The organism is Planococcus soli, from assembly GCF_016881065.1.
Lineage (GTDB): Bacteria > Bacillota > Bacilli > Bacillales_A > Planococcaceae > Planococcus > Planococcus soli.
Genome location: NZ_WXYN01000051.1, coordinates 441,872 through 457,738, shown reverse-complemented (window position 1 = coordinate 457,738; position 15,867 = coordinate 441,872). Strand labels below are relative to the sequence as shown.

Genomic DNA, 15,867 nt, shown 5'->3' with positions numbered 1-15,867 from the left:
TTAATCTCTCCCTTTCAATGCGTATTCAAGTACTGCCATCCGGACAAATACTCCGTTAGCCATTTGTTTAAAAATTCGTGAACGTTCGCATTCAACGAGGCAGTCTGCGATTTCAACACCCCGGTTGATCGGCGCAGGATGCATGATGATGGCGCCGTCTTTCATCCGCTTTTCCCGTTCAATCGTTAAACCATATTGCTCGTGGTAGTTTTCTTTTGAAAACATAGCTGATACCGCATGGCGTTCATGCTGGACGCGCAGCATCATGACGACGTCCGTCTTTTCAATAAAGTCGTCCAGATGTTCCGAAGAGTCGTACTCTCCGCTCCATTCTTCAGGGCAGATAAAAGTCACTTCAGCCCCCAGCTGCTTGAGTGCAGCTGCATTCGATTTTGCTACGCGGCTGTGCGCGATATCTCCGACGATGGTGACGTGGATGCCCTCGACTCGGCCAAACTCCTGATAGATGGTCAGCAAGTCCAGCAGCGACTGCGTCGGATGCTGCCCAGAGCCATCTCCGCCGTTGATGACCGCGACCTTGCACCCTTCCAGCTGCTGGTAGTATTCCTCTTCCTCGTGGCGGATGATGACTGCATCCACCCCGATTGCTTCCATCGTCTTGACCGTGTCGTACAGCGTTTCCCCTTTTAAGATGCTCGAGAAGGCTGTTTCAAACGGCAGCACGGCCAGTCCCATTTTGTTCTCGGCCATTTCAAAACTCATCTTGGTCCGCGTACTCGGTTCAAAAAACAGATTGACGACTGTGCCGTCTATGGGTGCTTTTTCACCTTGCCGGAACTTTTCCGCCCGTTCCAGCAAGTTCATGATGGTTTGGTTTTCTAAGTTGTTCATAGATAGTAAGTTTGCCAAAATCATCTCATCCTTTCATCCGCTATAAAAAAACACCTTCCCAGGGGCAGGAAGGTGTGAGGAAAAAAGGGCAGAATACACCCCGATTTTCAACCCTTTCCATGCCTCTCTGGACATTCATTAAAAGGTGATTATTCAGTTCCGTCGTCTAATTCGTTCTTGTTCAGTCCCGGCAGCACCAGGTTGAGGATTACGCCGACGATTGCCGCAAGTGCCATTCCTTCAATCGCGAAGGATTCGCTGAATTCCAGCTTGGCTCCGCCAATGCCGATCACCAGGATGACGGAGGAAATGACCAAGTTGCGGTTGTTGCCAAAGTCGATGTTGTTATCCACCAGCATGCGCAATCCGGAAGAAGCGATAATGCCGAACAGCAGGATGGAAATCCCGCCAAGAACAGCTGTCGGGATAGTCTCAATCACCGCCATCAGTTTGCCCAGGAATGAAAACGCGATGGCAAACACGGCAGCTCCTAAGATGACATAAACCGAGAATACTTTTGTGATTGCCAGAACGCCGATGTTTTCGCCGTATGTGGTCTTTGGCGGACCGCCGACCAGGGAAGAAATAAAGGTTCCGATGCCGTCGCCAAGTATCGAGCGGTGCAGGCCAGGATCTTTTATGTAATTGCGGTCTACGATTTTGCCGAGCACCAGCTGATGGCCGATGTGTTCAGAAATGGTGACGATGGCTATTGGCACCATAACGAACAGCAATGTCGGTGTTACTTGGAACGAATAATCCACTCCGGGAATCAGGAACTCCGGCACTGCAAACCAACTTGCTTCACCGATCGCCGTAAAGTCAATAATGCCAATGGCAGCCGAGTAAACATAACCCACGATAATGCCAATCAGGATGGGCATCAGTGAAATGATGTTCTTGAAATAGATGTTGCAGATGATCGCTGTCAACAAAGTGACAATGGCAGCTGAGAAATGGATCAGGCTGTATTCCGACCCGTTTTCGACAGGAATATTCATGGCCATGTCTACAGCCGTTCCTGACAAGGCAAGTCCTATGACGATAATGACCGGTCCCACCACAATCGGCGGCAGCAGCTTCATCAGCCACTGGTAGCCAGTTTTCCAGATGATCAATGCGACAATGGCGTATACCGCTGACACGAACATGGCACCGATCATCGCAGAGCCGATGCCTCCAGTTTCAGTGGCAATCGTGATCGGCACGATAAAGGCGAATGAAGAACCCAGATATGCGGGTACTTTAAACTGTGTGATGATGATAAAGATGATGGTGGCGATTCCGCTTGTCAACAGCGCGATAGCTGGGCTCAAGCCGACCAGTTGCGGTACCAGGATGGTCGCTCCAAACATTGCAAACATGTGCTGCAGGCTTAATGAAATCCATTGCACTGCTTTTGGTTTATCTTGTACATCTAAAATTGCTTCACTCACTGTCCATTCTCCCCTGTCTCTTTCTCTCTATTCGTGAATGGCTACCCGGTCAACCCGGTCGCTTTCAATCATTTGCACGACAATCCGTTCATCGCTTGAAGTCGGAATGTTTTTCCCGACAAAGTCTGCCCGGATTGGCAGCTCGCGATGGCCTCGGTCAATCAGTACAGCCAGTTGAATTTGCGACGGCCTGCCAAGATCCATCACAGCGTCCATTGCAGCCCGTACTGTCCGTCCTGTGTAAAGCACATCGTCCACAAGAATGACTTTTTTATTGAGTATGCTGTGTTTGATATCAACCTGCTGAACCAAAGGCTCCTGATTTTTTGTTTTGATGCTCAGATCATCCCGGTACAGGGTGATGTCAAGTTCGCCTTTCATGATAGGGCACCCTTCGATTTTTTCAATTTTTTCCGCCAGCCGCTTTGCAATAAAAGCTCCCCGCGTTTTGATCCCGACCAGTATGCAATCATCGATGCCTTTGTTGCGCTCGATGATTTCATGCGCGATTCGGGTGATAGCACGAGCAATCGCTTGTTCGTCCAGAATGTCCGCTTTTTCCACCATGTGATCCGCTCCTTTTTTACAAATAAAAAACCTCTTGCCTGAGAGGCAAGAGGATAGATGCGCAGAAAAATTCAGCTCGGAAGACAGACTTCCGGCTTGCGTAAATACCTTCTCAGCCTCTCTGGACTGTTATTAAAGGTGTTCAATATTCGATTCGTTTTTTCAAGTATAAAGAAAGACGTTCGGGTTTGTCAATCCTTGTCGCGAAGAGATTCCAGAAGTTCTGCAAATTCAGCCGGAGGCTCTGCAGAAAACTCCAGGTATTCCGCTGTTTTCGGATGAACAAATCCGATAACTTCCGCGTGAAGAGCTTGTCCCCCGACATCCATTGTTTTTTTCGGTCCGTATTTCGGATCGCCAACAAGCGGATAGCCAATGTATTTCATGTGGACGCGGATTTGATGGGTTCTTCCCGTTTCGAGACGGCATTCCACAAGCGTGAAGTTGCCAAAACGTTCCAATACGCGGAAATGCGTTACTGCGTGCTTTCCTTTATCAACGATGGCCATGTTCTGGCGCTCTTTTGGATCGCGTGCAATCGGTGCTTGAATCGTTCCTTTATCATGAGGAATATGCCCATGGACCAACGCTACATATTTACGGGTAACGGTCTTTTTCACTAATTGGTCAACCAGTGAAGTATGGGAAGCATCATTTTTTGCCACCATCAACAAACCCGATGTATCCTTGTCGATTCTATGGACGATTCCTGGTCGTACCACGCCATTAATGCCAGAAAGGTCCTGGCAATGATGCATCAAGCCATTAACCAACGTTCCATTTGCATGCCCTGGAGCTGGATGAACGACCATGCCTTTTGGTTTGTTGACGACAAGAACATCTTCGTCTTCATAGACGATCTCCAAATTCAGGTCTTCCGGCACGATATCCAGCTCTACAAGCTCTGGAGGCGTGACGATGATAATATCCTGCAAACGTACTTTGTAATTTGGTTTGACGGTAAGTCCATTAACTTTAACGGCACCATCTTTGACCCAATTGGCGATCTGTGAACGCGACCATTCTTCATCTATCGACGACACGGCTTTATCTACTCGTTCGCCGGCCATTTCTTCTGTAATTTCAATCGTTAAATCTTCCATTAAGACACCTTTTTCTTTTGTTGTTTTTCGTCATAAATAATATAGATAATCATCAAAACGACACCGATCGTTAAAGCGGCATCCGCAACATTAAATATCGGAAACTCGTAATTGATCACTGGAATCAGCACATCGACAAAATCGACGACTTCCCCGCGCAGCATCCGATCGATAAAATTGCCGATCGCTCCGCCTAGAAGAATCATCAAGCTTAGCTGAAACAGGGGCTGTCCTTGTGCGTGTTTATGAAAATAGTAAAGAATTCCGATGATGACTGCCACGGTAATGATGCCAAACAGCCACATCTGTCCCTCAAGCATTCCCCAGGCAGCACCGCGGTTGCGGTGCGACAGCCAGCCAAGATAAGGTTCAATAACCGGAATCCGTTCACCCAGTTCCATATTTTTCAGGACCAGCCATTTCGTCCATTGATCTACTGCGATTATCAATAATGCGATTCCATAATAAATAAACATCCGTATCCTCCGTCAATTCATCAGTCAATCTATTTTAACACAATGTCAGGGGAAAAAGTAAAGGTCTGAAAAACCGGAATCCCGGTTCTCCAGACCTCTTCTGTAGTTCAAGCTATGTTTTTCTTAAGCGTATTGCTTTTCTACTACACTCGCACAGCGAGGGCATAATGCCGGATGCGCTTCGCTTCTGCCGATTTCTTCTGAAATCGTCCAGCAACGTTCACATTTTTCGCCTTGTGCTTTTTCGACTGTGACCGAAACTTCGTTAAGCTTTACAGCGTGTTCCGGTGCCTGATCCTGTGTGCCGCCGTATTCGTATTTGGAAACGATAAACAACTGGGCAAGATTTTCATCTGTCGAAGCGAGCAGCGTCGCCAATTCATCGTTGCCGTAAACGGTCACTTTCGCTTCCAAGGATTTACCGATGGTTTTAGCAGCACGTGCTTCTTCCAGTGCTTTTAATACATCATCGCGAACATCCATGAAACGGCTCCATTTTTCATTCAAGCCTTCAAATGCTGGATTTGAAACTGCTTCCGGGAAGTCGGTCAACTGGACACTTTCTTCTTCAACAAAGCTCAAGTATGACCACAACTCATCAGCTGTATGCGGAATGATTGGTGCCGACAGCTTCAAAATCGCCATCAATGAATCGAACATAACGGTCTGCATCGCACGGCGATGCAAGTTATCTGCACTTTCGATATAGACAACATCTTTCGCCACATCCAAGTAAAACGAACTCAAGTCGTTGGCGCAGTAGTTATTCAATGCATGATAGATGGTTGAAAATTCGTAGGTTTCATAGGCTTTTCGCACAGTTTCCACCATCTTCTGCAATTTCATCGCCATGTACTGATCCATCTCACGCATATCTTCAAATGCGACACGATGCTCTTTTTCATTGAAATCGGCCAAGTTCCCGTGAAGGAATTTCAGTGTATTGCGGATTTTGCGGTAAACTTCCGATACTTGCTTAAAGTTCTCGTCAGAAACTCGAACGTCCGCCGTATAGTCTACAGAAGCAACCCATAGGCGCAGAATATCCGCTCCCATTTGATTCATCACTTTCGACGGTACAATAACATTTCCTAGCGACTTGCTCATCTTGCGGCCATTACCGTCAAGCGTAAAGCCGTGGCTCAGGATGCCTTTATAAGGCGCGATGCCGTTAATTGCGACACTTGTTGTCAATGAGGAGTTGAACCAGCCGCGATATTGGTCAGAACCTTCCAGATAAAGGTCTGCCGGATACTGAAGGTCTTCACGCTCATCAAGGACGCTTTGGTGAGACGATCCTGAATCAAACCAGACATCCATGATGTCCATCTCTTTTGTGAACAAGCCGTTCGGACTGCTTGGATGAGTAAAACCTGCTGGCAATAATTCTGCAGCTGGACGCTCAAACCAAACGTTCGATCCTTTTTCACGGAACAAATCAGCGATATGGGCAATCGTTTCTTCTGTGATAACAGGATCGCCATTTTCAGCGTAGAATACTGGAATCGGAACGCCCCATACACGCTGGCGCGAAATATTCCAATCTCCACGATCGCGCAGCATATTGAACAGGCGCGTTTCGCCCCATGCCGGCGTGAATGAAGTTTCTTTGATGGCTTTCAGGATCTGGTCTCGGAAAGCATCGATTGATACAAACCACTGAGCCGTTGCACGGTAGATGACCGGCTTTTTCGTCCGCCAGTCGTGCGGATACGAGTGCGTGATAAACGAAAGTTTCTCAAGAGCCCCTGCATTATCCAGCGCTTCCGTGATTGATTTATTTGCTTTGTCGTAGAACTCGCCTTCGAACCCAGGCGCTTCGTCTGTCATGACTCCGCGTTCATCGACCGGACAAAGAACATCCAAACCATATTTCTTACCGATCAAGAAATCATCTTCCCCGTGGCCAGGAGCTGTATGGACGCAGCCTGTACCTGAGTCAGTTGTTACATGATCGCCAAGCATAACCAGTGAAGTACGGTCATAAAGTGGGTGCTTCGCCAGGATATGCTCCATTTCGGCACCTTTTAATACGCGAACAACTTCATAATCTGTCCAGCCCAATTCCTCCGCAACTTCCTTTAAAAGTTCCTGCGCAATGATATACAGGGTTCCGTTTACGGAAACCTCCACATAATCCAATTTAGCGTGCACAGAAATCCCCAGGTTTGCCGGGATTGTCCAAGGAGTTGTTGTCCAGATCACCAAGTTGGTTCCTTCAGCCAATACGCCTTTGCCATCAGTGACGGGGAAAGATACATAAATGGATGGTGATTTTTTATCGTGGTATTCGATTTCTGCTTCAGCAAGTGACGATTCACTTGATGGGGACCAGTAGACCGGCTTTAGCCCTTTATAGATATAGCCTTTATTGGCCATTTTTCCAAACACTTCAATTTGGCGGGCTTCGTATGCCGGCTTTAACGTGACATATGGATTTTCCCAGTCGCCGCGGACGCCGATGCGCTTAAACTGTGAGCGCTGGCTGTCGATCTGCTGATAGGCATATTCTTCACATAGTTTACGGAACTCTGCCAATGACATTTCTTTGCGGTTTACACCTTTATTCGTCAAAGCCTGTTCGATCGGCAATCCGTGTGTATCCCAGCCTGGAACGTATGGTGCGTGGAAGCCCATCATCGAACGGGAACGGACGATCATATCTTTTAGTACTTTGTTCAGTGCATGGCCCATATGCAAATCACCGTTTGCATAGGGAGGCCCATCATGAAGAATAAAGAATGGACGGCCTTTTGTCCGATCCAATACTTTCTTGTAGATGTCCATCTCTTCCCATTTCTGTTGCATTTCCGGTTCCCGGTTCGGCAAATTGCCGCGCATCGGAAAATCTGTTTTCGGCATCAATAACGTATCTTTGTATTCCATTTCCATTCCTCCTGTAGGCATAATAAAAAGCCCCCATCCCTGGAAAGGGACGAGAAGCTTAGACTCGCGGTACCACCCTTGTTGCAGCTAGATAGCTGCCACTCGATCACCGTAACGTGGCGTAGACGGAACTGGATACTGTCGTTCACCAATTCTGCTCAAGAGTGATTTTCGTCCATGCGTTCGTGCCAGGCTTTCACTGTCCCTGGTTCGCTTTACCGCCCTGCGTGGCTTACTGTCTCTATCTGTGCGTTTTTTTGTATGTCGTAATTATAAAAGCAGAAAGTCTCAGAGTCAAGAGTTCGACTCTTCTTTGTCTTTCTCAATCTTTTCGAGATTTTGTGTATCAATGTCGTATTCGAGCAATGTTTCCCAATCATCTGTTTCGATCAAATCCAATTGGGCTTCGACCAGCATTTTAAAGCGATTTTTGAAAATGCGTGATTGCTTTTTCAGCTCTTCGATTTCTTGAGCGATGCGGCGTGCTTTTGTCAAAGATTCATTGACGATGCGGTCTGCATTTTTCTCCGCTTCCTTGATGATCAATTCGGCTTCTTTTTGTGAGTTGCGGCGAACTTCTTCTGAAGCTTCTTGAGCGACAAAAATCGATTTTTGCAACGTCGATTCGATTGTATTAAAATGTCCAACCCGTTCATCGGTTGTCCGCAACCGTTCTTCCAGGGTTGACTTGTCTTTCAACAGAATTTCATAATCTCTCATGATCTGTTCCAGGAATTCATTTACTTCATCTTCCTGATATCCTCGGAATGCTCGGCTGAATTCTTTGTTATGTATATCTAACGGGGATAATGGCATTGAGTAAACCTCTCCTTAACTTGTCATCTTATCTTCCTATTATACAGTTCATGGCACTAAATTTCAGTATTATTTCGGATTTTTTAAAAGCCGCCTATTTTTTTGCTTCCAGGCGGCCAATCTGCAGCCGGACTTTATCTTTTTTGGTGCGGCCTTCGATCATGATCAACCGGACTCGGCCATAGCCTCTTGAAGAAATCATATCCGATTCGTGCAGCTCGAATGACGGCTGCTCTTGCAGGGTCCAGTTGACTTTCACTTTTCCACCGTGAATCAGCGCAGACGCTTTTTGTCGAGAAATATTATAGACGGAACTCATGACCGTATCCAACCGCATCGAGCTGACCGTATACGATTCTTCTATCCACTCTTCGCTCGTCTCAATCAATTCAACTGCATCAGACACTTCATTCAATTGAACTTTCACCTTTGCGGCGCTGACAAAATTGCTTTGCAGATATGGACTGATTTCATTCATGACGGCGAGCTGGACACGGTCATTATCTATACGAATATCGCCAAACTTACTGCGATCGAGTCCGAGTGACATCAATGAACCTAAAATGTCAGGATGGCGCAAATTAACGAATTTTGAAGGGTATTTCAATTCAAAGACCGTTGTATTGAAATCTTCCTGCTGCGGCTCAAAGTAAGAAGGATACAGCAGCACCCGTTGCCTTTCTGCATCTTTGAATGTTCCTGAAGACATCATTTTCACATCACTCGATCCCATCACGGCTTCCACGATAAAACGCTGGCGGGGATCCAAAAAATCCGTCAGCTTCGGCGAATAGCGGTCCTCCACTTCACGAAGCCACCCTGATGCCTGTTCGATAAACTGCTGCTCTTCTTTTCTGAAATGCTGAAATATCTCTTCCATACGAATGCTCCTTCACGTCTGATCAGTCCTTAAGAAAAAACCTCACGTGATGTGAGGTTTTGAGTTAAATGAGATAACCAGCCAATACAACGATGCCTTGGCTTGCTAAGCTTAATGTGAAAATCGCAACAATCGGTGAAATATCAATCATGCCGATCGGCGGAATAAAGCGTCTAAAGATATCCAAATATGGATCCGTAATCTTGGAAATCATTTGCCCGAAGCTGGATTCCTTGATGCTCGGCACCCAGCTCATGAAAACACTGACTATCAAGATATAGAAATAGATATTAATGGCCGATAGTAATAGATTTACAAGAACTATCATATTATTTTATGGCACCCCTCTTATTGTTGATCATCGTAATAATAATCTGAAATGGCGCCATCCACTTCTACAGTGTCTGGTACACAAAGGAAGATGTCAGTTCCAATGCGTTGAATATCTCCGCCAAGGGCATAGACTGTTCCGCTCAAAAAGTCGATGATCCGAAGACCTTGATCTTTTTCGATGCGCTGAAGATTGACGACTACAGCCTGCTTGCTTTTCAGGCTCTCTGCAATATCCTGTGCTTCAGCGTAAACTCTTGGTTCAGCCAAGCTGACTTTTGAAGATTTTGAAGCACTCTGCAAACTGACTAAATTAGGCACAATGGTCTCCTCCACTTTCTGGCGCCGTTCTTTCGGTGCTTTTTTCGGCTCTTGTACTGCTGGAGCCGGTTTTTCATACCTCGGAGCTGGCTTTTGTTGTGTTGCAGGCTGTTCCCGCACTTGTTCTTCTTCGTACTCATCTAAATAAAAGAAATTTTTGAACTTGTTTTTCATGCTCATCGATTTGCCTCACTTTCCGACCCGACTAACGCTGTTCCAATCCGGACAAAACTTGCTCCTTCTTGAGCAGCAATTAAGTAATCATTGGACATTCCCATGGAGCATTCTGTGCATGGTGCATGGGACCATTGTTTTTCTGATACTTGGAGTTGGAGTAATTTTAATCCTTTAAAAGCTTCGCGAATAGCGAGCTCATCTGTTGTATTTGGTGCCATCGTCATCAATCCCACTACTTGAATTTTATCGTAGTGTTTCAGGGATTCGATAAAATCAATTGCTTCGCCAGGTGCAAGTCCGCTTTTCGACTCTTCACCGGACACATTTACTTGTACAAAACATTTTACTTGGCCGCTCGCCCGTTTTTGTATTTCTTTTGCCAAACTTAAGCGGTCCAATGAATGTAAATAATCAATTTCATTGATGACGTCTTTTACTTTTCTTGTTTGCAGATTGCCGATGTAGTGCCAAGACACATTTTCGTCAATTTCCTCAAGTTTTTGCGCCAATCCTTCAGGGCGGTTTTCACCTAAATGCCGAATTCCCGCCTGGATCGCTTCTTTCGTGCGTTCCACGCCTACTTGTTTGGTAACTGCAATAATTTGTATGCCATCTCTCACAGCGTTTAGCTGTTCTGTAATTTCTTCAAAGACTGGTTTAATAGGTTTCATGCATTCACAACTTTTCTATAGAAGTCCAATATATTGTAACAAGATTTGGCTAATTTATCAATCCAGCCCTTTGCCGAAAAAAAACAGCTGCCCAACCGGCAGCTGTTTGGATTAACGTCTCTTTTGACGATTGCGTAAAAATGTTGGAATATCCAATGCATCGTCATTATTTTTTTCCTGTCTTTGCGGTTCCTGATTGTAGTAAGGAGGCTGTTCTTCTCGGCGCTGCTCGTCGCGGCGTTGATCTTCGCGGCGTGCATCACGGATCGAAGGTGCCGGAGACTGCTGTTGAATCGATTGCACTCGGCTTGAATTCAACCCGGATCCTCTAGGCGTTCTTGGCTGCAGCTGCTCTTCATTAAAACCAGTAGCAATAACGGTCACGATAATTTCGTCTTTCAAGTTATCGTTGATAACAGATCCGAAAATCATGTTTACTTCTTCATCAGAAGCTGAAGCTACGATATCCGCTGCTTCCTGTACTTCATATAGGCTAAGGTTTGAACCGCCAGTGATGTTCATCAAAACGCCTTTTGCTCCATCAACAGAAACTTCAAGCAATGGACTTGAAACAGCTTTTTTAGCCGCTTCTGAAGCACGGTTTTCTCCTGAAGAAACTCCGATTCCCATCAATGCAGATCCTTTGTTGGACATGATTGTTTTAACATCGGCAAAATCGAGGTTGATCAATCCAGGTACGGCGATCAAATCGGAAATACCGGATACACCTTGGCGAAGTACGTTATCCGCTTCACGGAATGCTTCAAGCATTGGTGTGTTTTTGTCAACAATTTCAAGAAGTCGATCATTTGGAATGACGATTAATGTATCAACCGATTCTTTCATAGTAGAAATACCGCCGATTGCCTGCGTAGAACGCTTGCGGCCCTCGAAAGTAAATGGACGCGTTACAACGCCTACAGTTAATGCGCCAAGCTCTTTAGCGATTCCAGCAATTACCGGTGCTGCACCAGTACCCGTACCGCCGCCCATTCCTGCTGTGACGAAAACCATATCCGCTCCACGAAGAGCTTCTTCGATCTGCTCTTTGCTTTCTTCTGCGGCTTTTTTCCCTACATCAGGGTTAGCACCAGCACCAAGTCCGCGCGTAAGTTTTCCGCCAATTTGAAGGCGCACTTCTGCTTTAGATAAGTTTAAAGCTTGTGCATCCGTGTTTACTGCAATAAATTCAACACCTTGGACTCCGTGTTCAATCATACGGTTTACAGCATTGTTACCGCCGCCGCCTACACCAATAACTTTTATTACGGCCAGTGCATCAATATTTGTATCAAATTCCAACATTCTTTTTCCTCCTAAAATTGCTTAGCTTTTGTAGTACAAGCTAGATACAATGTTGATTTTATTCAAAGAATCGATCAAACATCTTCTTGGCTTTAGTTACGACACCATCAGAATTTTGTTTTGGCTGCTTTTGTTTCTTTGGCTGCTGTACTTCCTGATGCTCAATTTTCGCAGTTCCAGAAACAGCTCCGCCATTGCCCACCCGGCCATAGAAAACATCTTCCATGTACGCGTATTGAATCAAGCCAACTGCTGTCGTGTATTGAGGTTCACGGACACCGATAAATTCCGGAGTAAATAAACGGACACGAGTCTGCAAAATATTGCGGGCCAACTCAGGCAAGCCATCTAGCTTAGCCATGCCACCTGTTAAAACGACTCCTCCTGGCAGGTCTTGAACACCCAGTCGGTAAAACTCATCCAAAATCAGTTCGAAAAGTTCTTCCAGGCGAACCCCGATTATTTCAGATATGTATTTTTGGTTATACTGTTCTGTAGAATCCGATCCAATGACCGGAACTTCAAAAACTTCATCTTCTGAAGCATCTTCGAAAAAAGCATGGCCATGTTCAAGTTTAATTTTTTCAGCTTGATCCGTTGGTGTCTTTAAAATGATGGACAAATCTTTTGTAACGTGGTCGCCTCCAACTGGAATTACAGAAGAAGCAGTCAAATGGCCGTCTTGGAAGATAGCAATAGAAGTAGAGCCTCCACCGATATCAATACACGCTGTTCCATGATTTTTTTCGTCTTCAGTTAATGCATAGCTTCCTGCAGCAAGCGGCTGTACGTAGATATCACGTATTTCAAGCCCTGCTCTTTCTACACAACGCAGCACGTTATGCAAAATTGTTTTAGAAGTTGTCACCATTGTACCATCCATTTCAAGGCGGATACCAATCATGCCCCGAGGATCTTTGATTTCACCCAAATGATCAACAATGTATTGTTCAGGAATAATGTTGACCAATTCACGCTCCGGTGGAATCGACATAACTTGCGCCGCTTCCAATACACGGTCCAGGTCATCATCTGTAATTTCCCGATTTTCACTGTTCACTGCCACAATTCCTTTTACGGGCTGAAGCACTGCTTTGTTGGCCGGAATTCCAAGAACCACTTCGTGGATTGATTTGCCGATCATGCGCTCTGCCTGATCGACAGCTTTTTTAATGGACTGCACCGTTGCATCTATGTCAACAATCGCACCTTTTTTAATTCCATTAGATTTTACATTTCCGACGCCGATTACATTTAGCGACTTGTTGGCCATTTCTCCGATTAGTACTTTAACGGATGACGAACCGATGTCTAGACTTACGTATAATTCTGATTGACTCAATTCGTGGCACCTCCTTATTAAACTGCTGTACTTATATTCTATTGTAAATTATGCACCTTGTCTAAGAAAATCGCAAAACTTAGAAAAAATTCCTTTGATTATTCAAATAGTTCCTCTAACTTCCTTCTTTTCAGCCCATTTAGCCAAAATGATGCGGCGGATGACCGCAATGTTCTGGAACAGCCGGACACCGAATGCAAATATTGCAGCTAAGTATAAATCTACTCCCAAATGGACGCCGAGAAAAGCGAGACCGGCTGCCAAGACAATATTGAAGAAAAATCCGGATACAAATACTTTATCATCGTATACTTGCTGCAAATGAGCTCGAATGCCGCCGAAAAGCGTATCCAGTGATGCCAGAACTGCTATTGATAAGTAATTGGCATATTCCGGCGGGATTTGGATGTCTGTGAGAAGCCCGAGCGATATTCCGAGTATTAAACCTAAAATGGACAGCCACATCGCTATTCCCCCTCTGATGCCTGTAAATATTTTGTGTCTACAGTGCCATCATACGCCTCTATGATCAGCTCATATTGCGGCTCCGAAACGTTCAGCGTAAGGTTGTCAATGTAAAAGTCATCTAAAATACGTGACGCTAATAAATGATTATACAGCTTTTCCGAGTCTTCCATCGACTCGGATATAATTTTTATTGAAAAAGGCGGCGTATCCACCGGTTTTGTGTTTACAGCCGTTTGGCCATTTATATCTCGAATTGCTGTTGTATTAATGATTCTTTTGCCATCAATGGAAACGTAAAGCCCATTATAGCGATTGATTTCATTAACGAGCCGAATGAGCAAATCCGGAGAGATCCCTTCTATTTCCAGCCCCATCGCAACCGCTTCCAAAGAAGGTTCGACAAGAACTTCGATTCCGGGACCCTTTGCCTCTGACAAGCCAGCAGACTTCCTCAGTTCGCCAGCGGTTTCGCGCAAAGCTTGTTCCGGACTGGCATCTGCAGCCGCTCGGTACTTATCTAAAGTTTCGTCAAGAGATCCAATTTCAGACAGCAGCTGAGAGTGAAGCTGCTTTTCTCTTGACAGTTCCTGTCTGATTTCCCATTCATCCCGTGTATCCCGGAGATCTGGCTCGTTGATCGTATTATATTGAATAGCCGCCATCAAACCGATGATGAACATTATTGCTGTAAACCGGGTAAGAATCCTTTTCTTCATGCGACTCCCCCCTTTTGTCATGACTCTACCAGCAAAGCAGACATTTCGATAAGCAGCCCTTCATCCAATGTCACGATGATGTTATCATTGATCAACTGATCCATGATCCCACCAGTCAATTCCATTGAAGATGTCAATACCTTCGGCTCACCTATCGCTTCAATAACAAAAGGAGCTGGATATTGTACACCGTCTACTGTAATAACCGGGCCCGTACAGACAATATAGGAATTTCCATGGATGCGCTGACCATTGATGGAAATGGCTTGAGCACCTGAGATATACAATTCGTTAATCACTTGGAACACATGGCTTTCATGAACAATATAATCATTCGGATTAACTGAATCAGGATTATATCCGCCATCCTGCAGCGTCACTTTCAGACCATTTCCCTGCACCGGAACGAGCCCCAGAAACCTTCGCAATTCCTCTGCTTCCGCGGCATACTCAGTATAGCGGTTTTCCCCATCAGCAAAAGACCTCTCATATTCCTGGACATCGCTTTGCTTGAGTTGCAGCTCGTCCCGCAAGTCCTTGTTGCGTTCCTGCTGATCAATCAATTCTTTCCGATACTGCTCTTCCTGTTCAAAAAATGCGCCGCCGGTAAATTCTTTTGTGTCTCTGTTGTCACTCGATAAACTGTAGGAATAGGCCATAATAAATCCCAATACCAAAAAAACCAATGAAAAAACAATCGACTTGCTGAAACTCTTTCGGCTATTCTTCTTCGGTGGCTTCATCTTCAGCACCTTCCTTCGCGAAACCATATACGTCTGCATAGGACCGGAAGAAAATGCCTACTTCCATATCAATAACCCCTTGTTGCCCATCTTCCAATTGGGCGATGACTGATGGGTAATAATTCATTTTTTCGGCTAAGGTGCTCAAAATCCCTCGAATTTCATTTCCGTCATTCATGTACAGAGTAACGTAATCCGCCTCTTCTTCTTCGGGATCCAAGATCACCTGTGATATTAACTGAAGAACTTCAGCGTCGATTTGGGTCAACTGCTCGATCAGCTTTTCCCGTTTCTCCTCATTTTCAAAATTTGAATAAATCGGTCCGTCCACTTCTGTAACCGGTTGATCCAGGGCCAGGCTATTTGACAGGACAATCTGATAGCTGTTGCCTCGATCCAAATACCCCATTTGAACGTATTCCTTCAAGTCGATTTCGACTCCGGTCAACCAATTTTTTTTGACCGATGCTTCTTCCACCCATTCCAGATTTTCCAGCTGTTGTGAGACAGCTCCGGCATCAAAAGACCACATGGAGTCCCCGGTGCTTAATCCACTTGCTGCCCGGTAGCTTTCCTGGTCAAAAAGAACAGCCCCTTCAACGGTGATGGCTTGGATTTCACTGTACTTCGACTGGCTGTATAAAAGTACGGCAAGCAAAGTGAGAAAAATGAACAGCAGCGCCACGAACTTGCGATTGGTTCTTTTTTTCCGTCGCTCTCGTAGCGTCGGGATGCGTTCTTCGATGTCAATCACTTTGTCCATAATTGCTGCTCCTTA

The 15,867-nt window shown here is 45.4% G+C and carries 17 protein-coding genes and 1 other annotated feature; all 17 genes read right to left on the bottom strand.

Annotation, left to right across the window (positions count from 1 at the left end; genetic code table 11):
• Nucleotides 1-870: an aspartate carbamoyltransferase catalytic subunit gene (locus tag GJB59_RS17005; protein ID WP_142826616.1), complete on the bottom strand. Its 870-nt coding sequence runs from the start codon at nucleotides 868-870 to the stop codon at nucleotides 1-3.
• A 131-nt stretch (nucleotides 871-1,001) separates the two neighbouring features.
• Nucleotides 1,002-2,288, bottom strand: a complete 1,287-nt coding sequence (locus GJB59_RS17000) for a solute carrier family 23 protein (protein WP_142826617.1) — start codon at nucleotides 2,286-2,288, stop codon at nucleotides 1,002-1,004.
• Nucleotides 2,289-2,315: 27 nt separating this feature from the next.
• Nucleotides 2,316-2,852, bottom strand: a complete 537-nt coding sequence (gene pyrR, locus GJB59_RS16995) for a bifunctional pyr operon transcriptional regulator/uracil phosphoribosyltransferase PyrR (protein ID WP_280525807.1) — start codon at nucleotides 2,850-2,852, stop codon at nucleotides 2,316-2,318.
• A 194-nt stretch (nucleotides 2,853-3,046) separates the two neighbouring features.
• Nucleotides 3,047-3,958, bottom strand: a complete 912-nt coding sequence (locus GJB59_RS16990; RefSeq protein ID WP_142826619.1) for an RluA family pseudouridine synthase — start codon at nucleotides 3,956-3,958, stop codon at nucleotides 3,047-3,049.
• Nucleotides 3,958-4,434, bottom strand: a complete 477-nt coding sequence (gene lspA, locus GJB59_RS16985) for a signal peptidase II (protein ID WP_142826620.1) — start codon at nucleotides 4,432-4,434, stop codon at nucleotides 3,958-3,960. The genes GJB59_RS16990 and lspA overlap by 1 nt, the downstream gene beginning before the upstream one ends.
• A gap of 123 nt (nucleotides 4,435-4,557) precedes the next feature.
• On the bottom strand, nucleotides 4,558-7,320 hold the full coding sequence (ileS, locus tag GJB59_RS16980; RefSeq protein WP_142826621.1) for an isoleucine--tRNA ligase: 2,763 nt from the start codon (nucleotides 7,318-7,320) through the stop codon (nucleotides 4,558-4,560).
• Between the two features lie 42 nt (nucleotides 7,321-7,362).
• Nucleotides 7,363-7,577, bottom strand: a binding site (T-box leader).
• Between the two features lie 37 nt (nucleotides 7,578-7,614).
• Nucleotides 7,615-8,136 (bottom strand): DivIVA domain-containing protein, encoded by a 522-nt coding sequence (locus tag GJB59_RS16975; protein WP_142826622.1) that lies wholly within the window; start codon nucleotides 8,134-8,136, stop codon nucleotides 7,615-7,617.
• Nucleotides 8,137-8,230: 94 nt separating this feature from the next.
• Nucleotides 8,231-9,016, bottom strand: coding sequence for a YlmH family RNA-binding protein (locus GJB59_RS16970; RefSeq protein WP_142826623.1), 786 nt, complete (start codon nucleotides 9,014-9,016; stop codon nucleotides 8,231-8,233).
• 64 nt (nucleotides 9,017-9,080) lie between these two features.
• Nucleotides 9,081-9,344: a YggT family protein gene (locus tag GJB59_RS16965; protein ID WP_142826624.1), complete on the bottom strand. Its 264-nt coding sequence runs from the start codon at nucleotides 9,342-9,344 to the stop codon at nucleotides 9,081-9,083.
• 20 nt (nucleotides 9,345-9,364) lie between these two features.
• Complete coding sequence (locus GJB59_RS16960) at nucleotides 9,365-9,847, bottom strand: cell division protein SepF (RefSeq protein ID WP_142826625.1); 483 nt, start codon at nucleotides 9,845-9,847, stop codon at nucleotides 9,365-9,367.
• Entirely contained in the window at nucleotides 9,844-10,515 is a 672-nt protein-coding gene (locus GJB59_RS16955) for a YggS family pyridoxal phosphate-dependent enzyme (RefSeq protein WP_142826626.1), read from the bottom strand. Before GJB59_RS16955 ends, GJB59_RS16960 begins: the two co-directional genes overlap by 4 nt.
• 111 nt (nucleotides 10,516-10,626) lie before the next feature.
• Entirely contained in the window at nucleotides 10,627-11,820 is a 1,194-nt protein-coding gene (ftsZ, locus tag GJB59_RS16950) for a cell division protein FtsZ (protein WP_006828828.1), read from the bottom strand.
• Nucleotides 11,821-11,878: 58 nt separating this feature from the next.
• A complete protein-coding gene (ftsA, locus tag GJB59_RS16945; protein ID WP_142826627.1) occupies nucleotides 11,879-13,162 on the bottom strand; it encodes a cell division protein FtsA in 1,284 nt (427 codons plus the stop codon).
• A 102-nt stretch (nucleotides 13,163-13,264) separates the two neighbouring features.
• Nucleotides 13,265-13,627, bottom strand: coding sequence for a small basic family protein (locus tag GJB59_RS16940; protein WP_142826628.1), 363 nt, complete (start codon nucleotides 13,625-13,627; stop codon nucleotides 13,265-13,267).
• 2 nt (nucleotides 13,628-13,629) lie between these two features.
• Nucleotides 13,630-14,346, bottom strand: a complete 717-nt coding sequence (locus tag GJB59_RS16935) for a DUF881 domain-containing protein (RefSeq protein ID WP_142826629.1) — start codon at nucleotides 14,344-14,346, stop codon at nucleotides 13,630-13,632.
• A gap of 17 nt (nucleotides 14,347-14,363) precedes the next feature.
• A complete protein-coding gene (locus GJB59_RS16930) occupies nucleotides 14,364-15,089 on the bottom strand; it encodes a DUF881 domain-containing protein (RefSeq protein ID WP_142826630.1) in 726 nt (241 codons plus the stop codon).
• Nucleotides 15,067-15,852, bottom strand: coding sequence for a cell division protein FtsQ/DivIB (locus tag GJB59_RS16925; protein ID WP_142826631.1), 786 nt, complete (start codon nucleotides 15,850-15,852; stop codon nucleotides 15,067-15,069). Before GJB59_RS16925 ends, GJB59_RS16930 begins: the two co-directional genes overlap by 23 nt.
• Nucleotides 15,853-15,867: the final 15 nt, after the last annotated feature.